Below are 14782 nucleotides of genomic sequence, written 5' to 3' on the forward strand. Positions count from 1 at the left end.
GGCGGCGCCGAGCCCGCGCGGCGGCCCTGCTCAGAGACCGAGCAGGGTGCGCAGGTGGCGCGGGGGCGGGCAGTCGTGGGCGAGCATCGCGTCGTGCCAGTCGCGGACCGACACCCCGTCCGGGCGGGCGGCGGCGATGTCGGCCACCTCGCTGTAGCCGACGAAGTAGGTGGACAGCTGGGTCGAGGTCAGTTGGGCGCGCCGCCACTTGCCGGCCGCCTCGCCCTCCTCCTGGAAGCCGCGCCCGGTCATCAACGCCATCGCCTCGGCCTCGGGCAGGTCCTCGGCGTGCACCAACTGGTCGAGCAACGCGTTGATGGTCATCCGTAGCTGCATCTTGAGCTGCTGCAACCGCACCGGCAGACCACCGAAGCCGAGACCCGTCATCACCTCCTCCGCGTAGACCGCCCAGCCCTCGATGAACGGGCCGGACTCGGCCAGCGCGCGGACCCGGGTGCCACCGACGTAGCGGCGGGCGTGGGCGAGTTGGAGGAAGTGCCCCGGCATCGCCTCGTGCACCGTCAGGTTGCGGATCATGTGGTCGTTGTATTCGCGGTAGAACGACTCGACCCGGTGCGCCGACCAGTCCGACGGGGTGGGCGCGATGCAGTAGAAGGTCGGCACGGCGGCGGTCTCCAGCGGGCCGGGCGCGTCGCAGTACGCCACCGCGACGCCCCTGGCGAACTCCGGCATCTCCTGGATCACGCACCGGTCGTCGACCAGGGTGACCAGGTCGTGTGCGCGGACGAAGTCGGTGGCCTCGTCCAGTGTCACAGCGGCCAGCTCGACGATCGTCGCGTCGTTCGGGTGCTCGGCGGCGAGCAGGTCCAGCGCCCGCCGTACGGACGCGTCGTCGGCCGGCCCGCCGACCAGCTCGACGGCCGCCGCACGGATCTCGGCGGTGACCCGGTCCAGGTTGGCCCACGCGCGCCGCTGGATCTCGGCGGCGCCCAGCTCGGTGTCGAGGGTGTGCCAGAGCCGCGCCTCCCAGCGACGTCGGCCCAGTCGCGGGTCACGGCCGGGACCGGCATCGGCGGCCAGGCCGGCCCGGAGCCAGGCGACGAACTCGTCCAGCGCGGCGATCGCGGCGGTGGCCGCCGGCTCGACCCGGTCGAGCTGGCTCGGCGCCTGGGCGAGCAGCGCCGGCAGCTCGTCGCGGATCAGCGCGGCCGTGCCGGTGAACTGCCCGACGGCCGTCTCCGCGTGGATCCGCGGCATGTCCCGCAGCGTCGCGCGGGCGGTGGCGAGGGCGTCCGGTACGGCGGCGAGCCGCCCGGCCAGTTGGGTCAGCCGCACCTCGGCGGGGGCGTACGGGCGGGCCAGCAGCGGGTGCAGCAGCGGGCCGGGGTTGTGCCGCAACGGATCCCACTCGTGCGACCGGATCTCGGTCAGCTCGAACAGCTCCCGGTCCACGAATGAGGTGAGCAGCGCGTGGTCGACCTGTTCGTCGACGTCGAGGGAGTCCGGGTCCAGTTCGGACAGCGCGTTGGCCGCGTCGGAGAGCATCGCCCGGTCGGCGGTCAACCCGTCGGCGGACAGGTCCGGCAGCCGGTCGTCGAACCGGTGGTCCCCGGCGGCGGTGGCGACCCCCGGCCGCGACTCCAGCAACGCCTCGACGACCCGCTCAGCCAGCACCCCAAACGCTTCCACCCGCCCACCCTACCGACCGCCCCACCGTGGTCGGCCGGTTCCGCCCCGTTCCGTCGATCATGAAGTTGTTGCCGTTCGCCTCGGCGTGTCGGGGCAACAACTTCATGGTCAACGCGGGTCTGCCGGTGAGGGTTCGGCGGTGCGGATGGATTGGGCGTGGGCCAGGGTGGCGCGGCGGAGGGCGGCTTCGGGGTCGAGGCCTGCCTCGCGGGCCGCCGCGACCGTGGCCAGCAGGCTGGCTCCCAGCCTCGCTTCGGCGTCCGGTTGGGCGTCGGGCAGCGGCGGCGGAACCTCGATGCCCCGGCGGGCGGCACGGTCCAGGATCTGCGCCGCCAGAGCCAGCGCGGGCTGACTCAGGGCCACGCCGTCCAGCACCGAACTCCGCGCCTTCTCCGCGCGCTTGATCCGCTCCCAGTTCTCGGTGATCTCCTCCAGGGTGCCCACCTCGGCACCGGCGAAGACGTGCGGATTACGCCGGATCATCTTGTCGACCAGACCACCGGCCACGTCGTCGATGGACCACCGCTCATCCTCGGGCAACTCCTCGGCGAGCCGCGCGTGCAGCACCACCTGCAACAACACGTCGCCCAACTCCTCGCGCAGCGCGTCGGTGTCGTCGGCGCTGATCGCGTCGTACGCCTCGTAGCTCTCCTCCAGCAGGTAGCCGGCGAGGCTGCGGTGCGTCTGCGCCCGCTTCCACGGGTCGCCACCCGGCGAGGCCAGCCGGTCCAGCACGGCCACCGCGTCGAGCAGCCGGGCGCCCGGCGGATCCCACGAGCCGTACATCAGCTCCATCTCGGCCAACCCCGGTTGCCGGGCCAGCCGCAGGCCCAACTCCCGGGCCAGCGCCTCGTCACCCGTCGGACCGGCCAACCACACCACGGTGCCGTGCGCCGCCACCGCGTCCAGCAACGGCTGCGTGGCCGGGCCGTCCACCACAGTGACCTCGGCGCCCGCCTGACGCACGGCCGTGACCATCTCACTGTCCGAGCCGGTCAACACCGGGTGCTGGCGTACGACGTCCCAGGCCGCGGAGGTCAACAGGCCGGCCGGCAGCCGGGGTGAGGTGACCAGCAGGACGATCCGCGCCGACATGCTCAGCTGGCCGTGCCCTGCTCCGGTGCGGGAGCCTCGTCGCTCGGCGCGCCGCTCGACGGCAGCGGCTCCGGGGTGGAGATGTCAGTGACCGGGCCGGCCTCGTTGATGTACGGCAGCGAGTAGAAGACCAGCGACTGGCCGGTGCTCACCACCGACGGCACGCCCACCGCCCGGTAGCGCGGGTTGATCGTGACGTCGACCCGGCGCGCCTCTTCCTCGAGCGCGGTGCTGAGGGCGGTGGCGCTACGCACGAAGCCGCCGTCGCCGAACGCCTGACGGACGTTGGCCACCGACATCCCGGCGTCGATCGCCCCGGTCTTGGTCAGGGCGTCGTAGACGGCCATCAGCGAATCGTCGCTCAGCTCGGCCGGCGGGAGCTGCTGGTTGAGCACCTGGAGCAGGTCGATCCAGTCACCCCAGAGCTTGGCGTACTCGGTGCTCGCCGGCACCCGCAGGTTCTGCTCAAGCTGCTGCGGGCTGACCTCGTCGGGCACCTGGATGTTCTTCGCCGCCGCCACCCGCTTGCCGAGGTCCAGGCTGACCAGCAGGTTGACCACGTCCTGACGGGTCACCGCGGCGCGCAACTGCTCCGGAGACGGCGTCGCCCCCGCCTGACCGGCCTCCCGCCGGACGGCGTCGCCGTACTTCGTCTGCGCGTCGTCGTAGATCGCGTCGACCCGGTCCACGGAATAGGCGGTGTCACCGACATAAGCGGCGATGTTCGGTGCGGACTTGCCGCAGGCAGCGAGGGAGAGGACACCCAGGGCCGCGACGCTGGCGGCGGCGATCACACGGCGAGCACGCATACCCGTCACTCTCTCATGCCCTCCCCCAGCCTGTGACGGCCCCCACCACACCACGGACCCGCCTCAACCCGCCGCGACGGCGAGCGGGGCGGGAGCACCGAGCACATCGGAGAGCAGTTGCGCACACCACTGCAGCAGCGCCTGGTCCCGCAGCGGCTCGCCGCCGATCCGCCGGGTGGTCGGTCGGGGCACGCTGACCTGGTCGGTGGCCTGCTTGTAGACGGCATCCGGGTGGTAGCGCTTGAGCCGCATCTGCTTCGAATCCGGCAACGGCAACGGCCCGAAGCGGACGTGCTTGCCCTGCATGGACACGTCGGTCAGGCCGTAGCGGCGGGCCAACAGGCGGAACCGGGCCACCTCCACCAGGTTCTGCACCGGGGCCGGCGGCTCGCCGTACCGGTCGGTCATCTCGGCGATGACCTCGCCCAGCCGCTCCTCGTCGCGCGCCTCGGCGAGCTTGCGGTACATCTCCAGACGCAGCCGCTCCACGCTCACGTAGTCGTGCGGCAGGTGCGCGTCGACCGGCAGGTCGATCTTGACGTCGGTCTCCTCCTCCGACCGCTCACCCTTGAACGCGGAGACCGCCTCGCCGACCATCCGCACGTACAGGTCGAAGCCGACACCCTCGATGTGCCCGGACTGCTCGCCACCGAGCAGGTTGCCGGCGCCCCGGATCTCCAGGTCCTTCATCGCCACGTACATGCCGGCACCCAACTCGGTGTGCTGGGCGATGGTCGCCAACCGCTCGTGGGCATGCTCGGTCAGCGGCTTCTCCGGCGGGTAGAGGAAGTAGGCGTACGCCCGCTCCCGGCCCCGGCCGACCCGGCCGCGGATCTGGTGCAGCTGGGCCAGGCCGAGCAGGTCGGCCCGCTCCACGATCAGGGTGTTGGCGTTCGGGATGTCGATGCCCGACTCGACGATCGTGGTGCAGACCAGGACGTCGAACTCCTTCTCCCAGAAGCCGACCATGACCTTCTCCAGGGCGTCCTCGCCCATCTGGCCGTGCGCCACCGCTACCCGCGCCTCGGGCACCAACTCCCGCAGCCGCCGTGCCGCCCGGTCGATCGACTCGACCCGGTTGTGCAGGTAGAAGACCTGCCCGTCGCGGAGCAGCTCACGGTGGATGGACGCGGCCACCTGCCGGTCGTCCTGCGCGCCGACGAAGGTGAGCACCGGGTGCCGCTCCTCCGGTGGCGTGGCGATGGTGGACATCTCCCGGATGCCGGTGATCGCCATCTCCAGGGTGCGCGGGATCGGGGTGGCCGACATGCTCAGCACGTCGACCGACGCGCGCAGCGTCTTCAGGTGCTCCTTGTGCTCCACACCGAAGCGCTGCTCCTCGTCGACGATCACCAGGCCCAGCTGCTTGAAGCGGGTGGCGGTCTGGAGCAGCCGGTGGGTGCCGATGACGATGTCGACGGTGCCGTCGGCGACCATCTCCAACGTCCGCTCGGTCTCCTTCGCCGTCTGGAACCGCGACAGCTGTCGGATCTGGACCGGGAACTGGCTCATCCGCTCGGCGAACGTGTTGTAGTGCTGCTGCACCAGCAGGGTGGTCGGCACCAGCACCGCCACCTGCTTACCGTCCTGCACCGCCTTGAACGCCGCCCGGACCGCGATCTCGGTCTTGCCGTAGCCGACGTCGCCGCAGATCAGCCGGTCCATCGGGACGGTCTGCTCCATGTCCCGCTTGACCTCCTCGATGGCGGCGAGCTGGTCCGGAGTCTCCTGCCACGGGAAGGCGTCCTCCAGCTCCCGCTGCCACGGCGTGTCCGGGCCGAACGAGTGACCCTTGGACGCCTTGCGGGCGGCGTAGAGCTGGATGAGCTGCGCGGCGATCTCCCGGACCGCCTTGCGGGCCCGGGCCTTGGACTTCTGCCAGTCCGAGCCGCCCATCTTGTGCAGGGTCGGCTGCTCACCGCCCACGTAGCGGGAGAGCTGGTCGAGCTGGTCGGTGGGGACGAACAACCGGTCGCCGGGCTGGCCCCGCTTGCTGGCCGCGTACTCGATGACCAGGTATTCCCGGCTGGCCCCGTTGACGGTCCGCTGCACCAGCTCGACGTAGCGGCCGATGCCGTGCTGCTCGTGCACCACGAAGTCGCCGGCCTTGAGCTCCAGCGGGTCGATGGTGTTGCGCCGCCGGCTCGGCATCTTGCGCATGTCCCGCGTCGAGGTGCCCCGACCGCCTGTCACATCGTTGCCGGTGAGCAGCACGAAGCGCGACGCCTCGTCGACGAACCCGCTGCCCAGCGCGCCGCAGGTGACCACCAGCTCGCCGGGGGCGGGCGCGGTCGGCACCTCCTGCACCAACCGGGCACCGAGGCCGGCGTCGCGCAGCACCTCCACCGCCCGTTGGGCGGGGCCGTGCCCCTCGAAGACCAGCGCGATCGACCAGCCGTCGCCGGACCAACGCTTGAGGTCCTCGACGACCCGCGAGGTCTCACCGTGATAGAGCGGTGCCGGCTGGGCGGAGAGGGTCACCGCGATGGCGTCGTCCGGGGTGACGGCGGCCTGCTCCGGCGCGTCCTCCCAGGGCTGCCGCGTCTCGGCTGTCTCGCCCTCCACCAGACCGAACGGGGACAGCGTCCACCACGGCTGGCCGAGCTTGCCGGCGGCGGCGCGTACCTCGCCGAGGGTGCGGAAGGCGGCGGCGCCGACGTCCACCGGGGCCTGGCCGCCGACCGCGGCGGCGGCCCAACTGGCCTGCAAAAACTCCTCCGAGGTACGCACCAGGTCGTGCGCCCTCGTGCGGATCCGCTCCGGGTCGCAGAGCAGGACGTGGGTGCCGACCGGCATGGCGTCCAGCAGCAGCTCCAGCGAGTCGGGACCGACCAGCACCGGGGCCAACGACTCCATCCCCTCCACCGGAATTCCCTCGGCCAGCTTGTCGAGGATCTCGGCCAACTCCGGGTGCTGCTCGGCGAGCGCGGCGGCCCGGTCGCGCACCGCCGGGGTGAGCAGCAGCTCACGACACGGCGGCGCCCACAGCAGCGGGACCTGTTCGATGGTCCGCTGGTCGGCGACGGCGAAGGTGCGGATCTCCTCCACCTCGTCGCCCCAGAACTCGACCCGGGACGGGTGCTCGTCGGTGGGCGGGAAGACGTCCAGGATGCCGCCGCGTACCGCGAACTCGCCGCGCTTGGTGACCAGGTCGACCCGGGCGTACGCCATGTCGATCAACCGGCGGGCGACCTCTTCCAGGTCCGCCTCCTCGCCTGCGGCGAGCTGCACCGGCTCCAGGTCACCGAGCCCTTTGAGCTGGGGCTGGAGCAGCGAACGCACCGGGGCCACGACCACCCGCAGCGGCCCGGTGCGGCCGTGCGCGTCGGCCGACTCGGGGTGCGCGAGGCGGCGCAGCACGGCCAGCCGTCGACCCACGGTGTCCGAGCGTGGGGAGAGCCGCTCGTGCGGCAGCGTCTCCCAGGAGGGGAAGACCACTACCTGTTCGGCCGGCAGCAGCCCGCCGAGCGCGGCGGCCAGGTCGTCGGCCTCCCGGGTGGTGGCGGTCACCGCGAGCACCGGGCGCCCGGCCCCGTCGTTGTCGGCGGCGACCGCCGCGACGGCGAACGGGCGCAGCGCCGCCGGGGCGGTGATGTCGAGGCCGTCTACCTGGGCGGCACCGGAGCGCGCCAGGTCACGCGCCCGGGCCAGCCCGGGGTCGGCCAGGGCGGCGGAAAACAGACCGGTGAGCAAGGGAAATCCTTCCCGGGGAGTCGACGCACACGACGGCGGCCCCTCGTCCAGTCGGACGGGGGGTGCACGACGACAAGCCTAGCCCCGTCGACCGACAGTCACCCCCTTCCGCCCAGGTCCACGCCGCCCCGCGCCCCGCGCCGAAGATCGCGCTCGAACCAGGATGTAGTGGCCTCAGCGACGCGCCGATGCCACTACATCCTGGATATTGCGAGATCTTGGGACCGCGCCGCCCGGCGCCACCAGCCCTCGCAGCGGATCTTGACCGAATGGCGGCTGGCGTGGTCGGGTTTCGGGATGGGTGAGCAGTGGCGGGCACAGTTCGACGCGGAGGTGAGCTTCGCCAACGGCGGCGGGCTGCGTACCGAGGGGTTCCGACTGGACATTTCCGGTCGGGAGATCAGCGACGAGGACCTGGCGGCGTTGTTCGTCCGGCACCTCGGGCTGCTGATGGTGGCCGAGGTTCGGATCAGCGCCAAGACGATCATCGAGGAACCGCACAAGGGCGGCCGGGGCGTCGCCGTCGATCAGCCGACGTCCGGCCGCAGGCTGGTCGAGCTGAGCCACGTGATCAGCGAAGGGATGACCACCCTGCCCGGTTGGCCGGGCCCCCGGATCACCGACTGGTTGACCTTCGCCGCCTCCCGGGAGCGGTACGCCCCGGGCACCGAATTCCACGTGGCCCGAATCGACATGATCGCCAACACCGGCACGTACCTGGACACGCCCGCCCACCGATGGGCCGGCCGGGACGACCTGACCGCTGTGTCGCTGGACCGTCTCGCCGACCTACCGGGGGTGGTGGTCCGGGTGCCGGCCGGCATCCGCGCGGTTGACCGGCTCATGCTGGCCCCGTACGAGGTGGCCGGTCGGGCGGTGTTGCTGCACACCGGGTGGGATGCGCACTTCGGCACCGAGCGGTACGGCGCGCCGGAAGCGCCGTACCTGACCGGGGACGCCGCCCAGGCGCTTGTCGAGGCTGGGGCGGCGCTGGTCGGCATCGACTCGATCAACATCGACGACATGAGCCCGGCTGCCGCCGGCGTACGCCCCGCGCACAGCGCGCTGCTCGCCGCCGGCATCCCGATCGTGGAGCACCTGACCGGCCTGGGCGCGTTGCCGCCGAGCGGGTTCCGGTTCACGGCGGCCCCCCCGATGGTGGCCGGCATGGGCACGTTCCCCGTTCGCGCCTTCGCCGTCGTCTCCGCTGGAACGTGAGGCCCGACACCAGCGACACCTGACCCACCACCGTCACGTCTGGGGAGGGAACGATGCCCGCCGAGGGAGTCGGCAGTGATCCGCGTCGCCGCACCACACCCGCCCGGTGGCGGGTGCTGGGGCACCCGGAGGGGATGCTCGCCTACCAGGCGCGGTGCATCGTGGAGGACCACGGCTGGACGGAGTCCACCGTCGTGGACCGGCACAAGGTCATCCTGGGCCGCTCCGGGGCGTACCGGCGTCGGCTCAACGGTCGGGTCGAGCTCTCCGACGCCACCTCGGTGCTGCTCACCCGCCCCGGCGACGAACTCGCCGTGGCCCACCCGTTCGGCTGCGGTGACTCGTACACCTGCCTGGAGATCGACCCGGTGGTGCTGGCGGCCCGCCCGGACGCGGAGGGTTGGCTGGACCGGGGTGGGTGGTCCGGATCCTCCGACGCGGCGCTGGACCTGGCGCACCGGCTTCTGGTGGCGGAGTTCCGGCGCGGGCTGGACGGGTTCGAGATGGCCGAGCGGCTGCACCGGTTCCTGACCCACCTGCTGCGGCACAGCCCGCTCGGCGCGGACGAGGGGCTCGACCCGGCGGTCCGCCGTCGACCGGCGACGCTGGTCGCCCACCGGCGGTTGGCCGACCGGGCTCGGGAGGTGCTGGCCAACTCCGGTTTCACGCTCAGCCTGGACGAGGTCGCCCGGGAGGTGGGCAGCTCGCCGCACCACCTCAGCCGGGTCTTCCACCGGATGACCGGCAGCAGCCTGACCAGTTACCGGAACCGGCTGCGGGTACGGGCGGTGCTGGACACGCTCGCCGAGCCCGACGGTCGTCCGCTCGGTGCGTTGGCCACCGAGTACGGGTTCGCTGACCAGGCACACCTGACCCGGGTGGTCCGGGAGCAGGTGGGCCATCCACCGGCCCGCCTGCGCCGGTTGCTCACCCCCGCGGTCGAGACCCGGACCGGGTCGGGCTGACCCGTCGGCGGGTGCGGACACCGTCGGGGAGGCCCCGTCAGCGGACCTGCGGCGCCCTCTCGGGCACGCGCGACCGGGGCGTCGGGCCTCCCCGAACAGGCCCGCGTGCCCCCGCCGCCAGGACGGCCTCCGGTCCGGCAGGAACCATCCTCGGGCCGTCGGGCCGCCGCGTCTTGAAGAAAATTGCTCAGTAGCGCCCTATGTTCCGGTCCCGGCGCACACCACCGTCTGCCCGCGCGGACCGATCATGGTGGTTGAGATCACGCCGCAAAACACACGTCCGGAGGCAGTGGATCACCCGGGGGCCCTCCAGACATCCGGTCCGCGCGGATACCATCCAGTAAGTCGGACAGCGCTGTCCTTCGTACCCACGCAAGGGAGCGCATCGTGACCGACCAGCACGACCACGACGGCCCGGACGCCGCACTGCGCGCCGACATCCGCCGACTCGGCACCCTGCTCGGCCAGACCCTGGCCCGCCAGGAGGGTCGCCCGCTGCTCGACCTCGTCGAGGAGATCCGCGCCCAGGTCCGCAGCGACGCCCCGGCGGCCGCGCAGCGCCTCGGCGGGCTCGACGTGACCACCGGCACCAAGTTGGCCCGCGCCTTCTCCACCTACTTCCACCTGGCCAACATCACCGAGCAGGTGCACCGCGCCCGGGATCTGCGCCGCCGTCGCGCGGTGCAGGGCGGCTGGCTGGACCAGGCCGCCAAGATGATCGCCGAGCGGGGGGTGCCGGCCGAGGAGATCGCCAACGCCGCTCGCCGGCTCGCGGTGCGACCGGTCTTCACCGCGCACCCGACCGAGGCGGCCCGTCGGTCGATCCTGTCCAAGCTGCGGGCGATCGCCGACGAGTTGGACACCGAGACCGCCAACGCGATCCTCTACGGCGCCAGCGACGAGGGCCCGGCCAACCGCCGGTTGGCCGAGCTGCTCGACCTGATGTGGCAGACCGACGAGCTGCGACTCGACCGGCCGGACCCGACCGACGAGGCCCGCAACGCGATCTACTACCTGCGCGACCTGTACGCGGAGGCCGCCCCGCAGGTGCTCGACGATCTGGCCGACACGCTGCGCACGCTCGGCGTGGAGACCTCACCGACGGCCCGGCCGTTGAGCTTCGGCACCTGGATCGGCGGCGACCGCGACGGCAACCCGTTCGTCACCCCGGCGGTCACCCGCGAGGTGCTGACCATCCAGCACGAGCACGGCATCGCCGCCACCGAGAAGGCGATGGACCACCTGATCAACGAGGTCTCGGTGTCCCGCCGACTGCGCGGGGTGTCCCTGGACCTCTCCGCCAGCCTCGCCGCCGACCTGGACGCGCTGCCCGAGGTGGCGCAGCGTTTCCGCCGGGTCAACGCGGAGGAGCCGTACCGGCTCAAGGCGCGCTGTGTGAAGGCGAAGCTCGCCAACACCCGGCTGCGGTTGCGTCAGGGCACCGCGCACGTGCCCGGTCGGGACTACCGGGGCTCCGCCGAGCTGGTCGCCGACCTGGACCTGCTGCGCGCCTCGCTGGCCCGCAACTCCGGGCAGCTCACCGCGGTCGGCCGGCTGGCCTCCACCATCCGTACGGTCTCCGCGTTCGGCCTGCACCTGGCCACCATGGATGTCCGGGAGCACGCCGAGGCGCACCACGCGGTGCTCGCGCAGCTCTACGAGGCGGTCGGCGAGGTCTCCGACTACCCGGCGCTGACCCGGCTGGAACGCACCAAGCTGCTCGCCGACGAGCTGACCGGCCGCCGGCCGCTGTCCACGCTGGACACGTCGCTCACCGAGCCGGCCCGCAAGACGTTCGACGTGTTCGGCACCATCCGGGAGGCACAGGACCGGTTCGGCGCCGAGGTGATCGAGTCGTACATCATCTCGATGACCCTGGGCGTCGACGACGTGCTGGCCGCCGTGGTGCTGGCCCGCGAGGCCGGCCTGGTGGACGTGCACAGCGGGCGGGCCCGGATCGGGTTCGTGCCGCTGCTGGAGACCCCGGCCGAGCTGAACGCCGGCGGTGAGCTCCTCGACGAGTTGCTGTCACTGCCCGCGTACCGGGCGCTGGTCACCGCCCGCGGCGACGTGCAGGAGGTCATGCTCGGCTACTCCGACTCGAACAAGGAGGCCGGGATCACCACCAGCCAGTGGTCGATCCACCGGGCGCAGCGCGCGCTGCGCGACGTGGCCGCCCGGCACGGCGTGCACCTGCGGCTCTTCCACGGCCGGGGTGGCACGGTCGGGCGTGGTGGCGGTCCGACGCACGAGGCGATCCTGGCGCAGCCCTACGGCACGATGGACGGCGCGATCAAGGTGACCGAGCAGGGCGAGGTGATCTCCGACAAGTACACCCTGCCCTCGCTGGCCCGGGAGAACCTGGAGTTGACCCTCGCCGCGGTGCTCCAGGCGACCCTGCTGCACACCGCGCCCCGGCAGCCGGCCGAGATGTTGGAGCGCTGGGACGCGACGATGGACGTGGTCTCCGAGTCGGCGTTCCGGTCCTACCGGTCGCTGGTAGAGGACCCGGACCTGCCGGCGTACTTCTGGGCGTCCACCCCCACCGAACTGCTCGGCGCGCTCAACATCGGCTCCCGGCCGGCGAAGCGCCCGAACACCGGCGCGGGACTGTCCGGGCTGCGGGCCATCCCGTGGGTGTTCGGCTGGACGCAGACCCGGCAGATCGTGCCGGGCTGGTTCGGCGTCGGTTCCGGGCTGGCCGCCGCCCGCGAGGCGGGGCTGGCGGACGTGTTGGCCGAGATGCACCGTAACTGGCACTTCTTCCGCACGTTCCTGTCGAACGTCGAGATGATGCTGACCAAGACCGACCTGAGCATCGCCCGCCGGTACGTCGAGACGCTGGTGCCGAAGAAGCTGCACCCGATCTTCGAGCAGATCGAGCGGGAGTACGAGCTGACCAAGCGGGAGGTGCTGGCGGTCACCGCCTCACCGGCCCTGCTGGAAAACTCGCCGGTGCTCCAGCGCACCCTGGCCGTCCGCGACACCTACCTGGAGCCGCTGCACCACCTGCAGGTGGCGCTGCTGCGGCAGTACCGGGAGTCGGGTGCCGCCGGGCGGGCCATCGCCACCGCCCCGGGCGGCCGACGCGCACCGAGCGACGGCACCGCCCTGGAACGCGCGCTGCTCACCACCGTGAACGGCATCGCCGCCGGAATGCGCAACACCGGCTGATCATCAGGTACGACGACGGGCCCCGGTCACCGCGACCGGGGCCCATCGTTCGTAGGTCGGCGGAACGACGCTCAGAAGTCGCCGCCCCCGAAGTCACCGCCGCCGAAGTCCCCACCGCCGAAGTCCCCACCGCCGAAGTCCCCGCCGGCGTAGTCCCCGCCGAAGTCCCCACCCTGGTCGCCGCCACCGAAGTCCTGGTCGCCGCCCTGGTCGACGCCGTCACCGAAGCCCTCCTGGTAGCCGGCGTCGTAGCCGTACCCGGGGTCGGCGAAGGCGGGCGAGAAGAGCGCGTCGGCGATCAGGATGCCGCCGAGCACGCCGGCGCCGGCGCCCAGCGCCGTCTTCCACCAGGGCGTCGAATACCACCCTGCCGGCACCGGACGGCCCTGATAACGCCCACCGGGGTAGTAGTAGGGCGTTTCCCGGCCGGGTTGCGGCCCGGCCCGGAAGGTCTGCCCCTGCACGTCGACCTCGCGCTCCTTGGTGAGCTGCCCCACGCCCCGCGCGGCGGCCAGCGCCGGCACCTCGGGGCCGGGGTCGATGCCCATCGCGGTACGCGCCGCCCGGATGTACGCCAGCCCTTCCAGCGCGGTCTCCCGGGCCAGGGCGAACTGGTGCGGCGTACGCGCCTGCTCCAGCTGCGAGCCGGCGGCGTTGTACCGCTCACCGGCGTCGGCCAGCGCCTGGCGCACCGCCGGGTCGTCGCCGTGCAGGTTCATCAACTGGCCGCCGAGGCGCTCGTACCACCGCTGCGCCTCCGCGCGGGCGTCGCCGAGCTCGGTGCGTCGGCGGGCACCGGCCTGGGCGCGGATGAGCGCGGCTGCGCCCAGCGCGCCGACCAGCACCACGGCGAGGCAGAGCAGAAGTTCCATGTCATCGAACGTACCCCCGGGTGTCACGTCGTATCCGTCTGGCAAGCTCCGGTGATGGACGTCTCGACGTTGCTCCTGGTGATGGTGTGCCTCGGCGTCGGCGGGGCGGTGGGCTGGCTCGCGGCCCGGTCCCGCTCGGCGGCCGACATCGCCCGTCTCGACGCCACCCTGGCCGCCACCCGGGAGGGCGAGGGCCGGCTGGAGCAGTCCATGCGGGCGTTGAGCTACGAGGCCACCGCGCAGTCCCAGGAGGCGGTGGCCAGGGCGGTCGCGCCGCTGCACGACACCCTGCGCCGCTACGAGCAGCGGGTGGCCGAGCTGGAGCACGACCGGGTCGACGCGTACGCCGAGCTGCGCGAGCAGGTCCGCTCCATGACCGCGGTCTCGGGTGAGCTGCGCACCGAGACGAAACAGCTGGTGGCGGCGCTGCGCGCACCGCAGGTGCGGGGTCGCTGGGGCGAGCACCAACTGCGCCGGATCGTCGAGGCTGCCGGCATGCTGGAGCACTGCGACTTCTCCGAGCAGGTCACCGCCGACAACGACGGGCAGGTTGTCCGCCCGGACCTGGTGGTCCGGCTGCACGGCGGTCGCTCGGTGGTGGTGGACGCCAAGGCGCCGTTCGACGCGTACCTGACCGCCATGGAGGCCCGCGACGAGCGTGGCCGGGACACCCACCTCGACGCGCACGCGCGGCACCTGCGGGGGCACGTGGACGCGTTGGCGGCCAAGTCCTACTGGTCGGCGTTCGACAGCGCACCCGAGTTCGTGGTGCTGTTCGTCCCCGCCGACCCGTTCCTCGACGTCGCGCTCCAGCGTGACCCGACGCTGCTGGAGCACGCGTTCACCCGCAACGTGGTGCTGGCCACGCCGGCCACGCTCGTCGCACTGCTCCGCACTGTCGCCTACTCCTGGCGGCAGGAGGCACTGGCCCGCAACGCGCTCGCGGTGCACACCCTCGCCCGGGAGCTGTACGGCCGGTTGTCCACCCTGGGCGATCACGTGGGCAAGCTCGGGTCCTCGTTGGCGGGCGCGGTGACCGCCTACAACCGGGCGGTCGGCTCGCTGGAGGCCCGGGTGCTGGTCAGCGCCCGCAAGCTCGCCGAGTTGGGCGTCTCGGACGACGAGTTGGCCACGCCGGCCCAGGTCGAGCTGACGCCCCGGCAGCCGCAGGCACCCGAGTTGGTCGATCCGACCGACGGCGAGGTCGAGGCCCGCTCACCGGCTATGTGACAGTGCGTGTGCCCTCATGTCACGAAGTGGTCACAAGGGACTGACCGGTAGTGACAGTGTTCATCGATACCACGAA

General features: G+C 72.3%; 9 protein-coding genes. 4 read left to right on the forward strand and 5 right to left on the reverse strand.

Annotation, left to right across the window (positions count from 1 at the left end; translation table 11 throughout):
- Positions 1 to 30: 30 nt before the first annotated feature.
- The 4 genes from KBX26_RS21230 to mfd form a co-directional block, all read right to left on the reverse strand.
- The gene (locus tag KBX26_RS21230) at positions 31 to 1650 is read right to left on the reverse strand and encodes a DUF885 domain-containing protein (protein ID WP_030328800.1); all 1620 of its coding nucleotides are present in this window, start codon (positions 1648 to 1650) and stop codon (positions 31 to 33) included.
- A 108-nt stretch (positions 1651 to 1758) separates the two neighbouring features.
- Complete coding sequence (locus KBX26_RS21235; RefSeq protein ID WP_210866249.1) at positions 1759 to 2745, reverse strand: nucleoside triphosphate pyrophosphohydrolase; 987 nt, start codon at positions 2743 to 2745, stop codon at positions 1759 to 1761.
- A 2-nt stretch (positions 2746 to 2747) separates the two neighbouring features.
- Positions 2748 to 3554 carry a hypothetical protein gene (locus tag KBX26_RS21240; protein WP_030328805.1) on the reverse strand — a complete coding sequence of 269 codons (807 nt, stop codon included), beginning with the start codon at positions 3552 to 3554 and terminating at the stop codon, positions 2748 to 2750.
- Between the two features lie 63 nt (positions 3555 to 3617).
- Entirely contained in the window at positions 3618 to 7247 is a 3630-nt protein-coding gene (mfd, locus tag KBX26_RS21245; RefSeq protein WP_210866250.1) for a transcription-repair coupling factor, read from the reverse strand.
- A gap of 297 nt (positions 7248 to 7544) precedes the next feature.
- Here mfd and KBX26_RS21250 point away from each other — a divergent pair, with 297 nt between their 5' ends.
- The 3 genes from KBX26_RS21250 to ppc all read left to right on the forward strand — a co-directional run bounded on the left by KBX26_RS21250 (position 7545) and on the right by ppc (position 12604).
- A complete protein-coding gene (locus KBX26_RS21250; protein ID WP_210866281.1) occupies positions 7545 to 8465 on the forward strand; it encodes a cyclase family protein in 921 nt (306 codons plus the stop codon).
- Between the two features lie 53 nt (positions 8466 to 8518).
- The gene (locus KBX26_RS32480; RefSeq protein ID WP_051708186.1) at positions 8519 to 9430 is read left to right on the forward strand and encodes an AraC family transcriptional regulator; all 912 of its coding nucleotides are present in this window, start codon (positions 8519 to 8521) and stop codon (positions 9428 to 9430) included.
- A 387-nt stretch (positions 9431 to 9817) separates the two neighbouring features.
- Positions 9818 to 12604 (forward strand): phosphoenolpyruvate carboxylase, encoded by a 2787-nt coding sequence (ppc, locus tag KBX26_RS21260; protein WP_030328814.1) that lies wholly within the window; start codon positions 9818 to 9820, stop codon positions 12602 to 12604.
- A 71-nt stretch (positions 12605 to 12675) separates the two neighbouring features.
- Here ppc and KBX26_RS21265 read toward each other — a convergent pair whose 3' ends face one another.
- Entirely contained in the window at positions 12676 to 13476 is an 801-nt protein-coding gene (locus KBX26_RS21265; RefSeq protein WP_210861326.1) for a hypothetical protein, read from the reverse strand.
- A gap of 54 nt (positions 13477 to 13530) precedes the next feature.
- Here KBX26_RS21265 and KBX26_RS21270 point away from each other — a divergent pair, with 54 nt between their 5' ends.
- Positions 13531 to 14706, forward strand: coding sequence for a DNA recombination protein RmuC (locus tag KBX26_RS21270; protein ID WP_210861328.1), 1176 nt, complete (start codon positions 13531 to 13533; stop codon positions 14704 to 14706).
- The last annotated feature ends 76 nt before the right edge of the window (positions 14707 to 14782 follow it).

This window comes from Micromonospora sp. C97 (genome assembly GCF_018070385.1).
In the GTDB taxonomy this organism is placed as follows: Bacteria; Actinomycetota; Actinomycetes; order Mycobacteriales; family Micromonosporaceae; genus Micromonospora; species Micromonospora parva.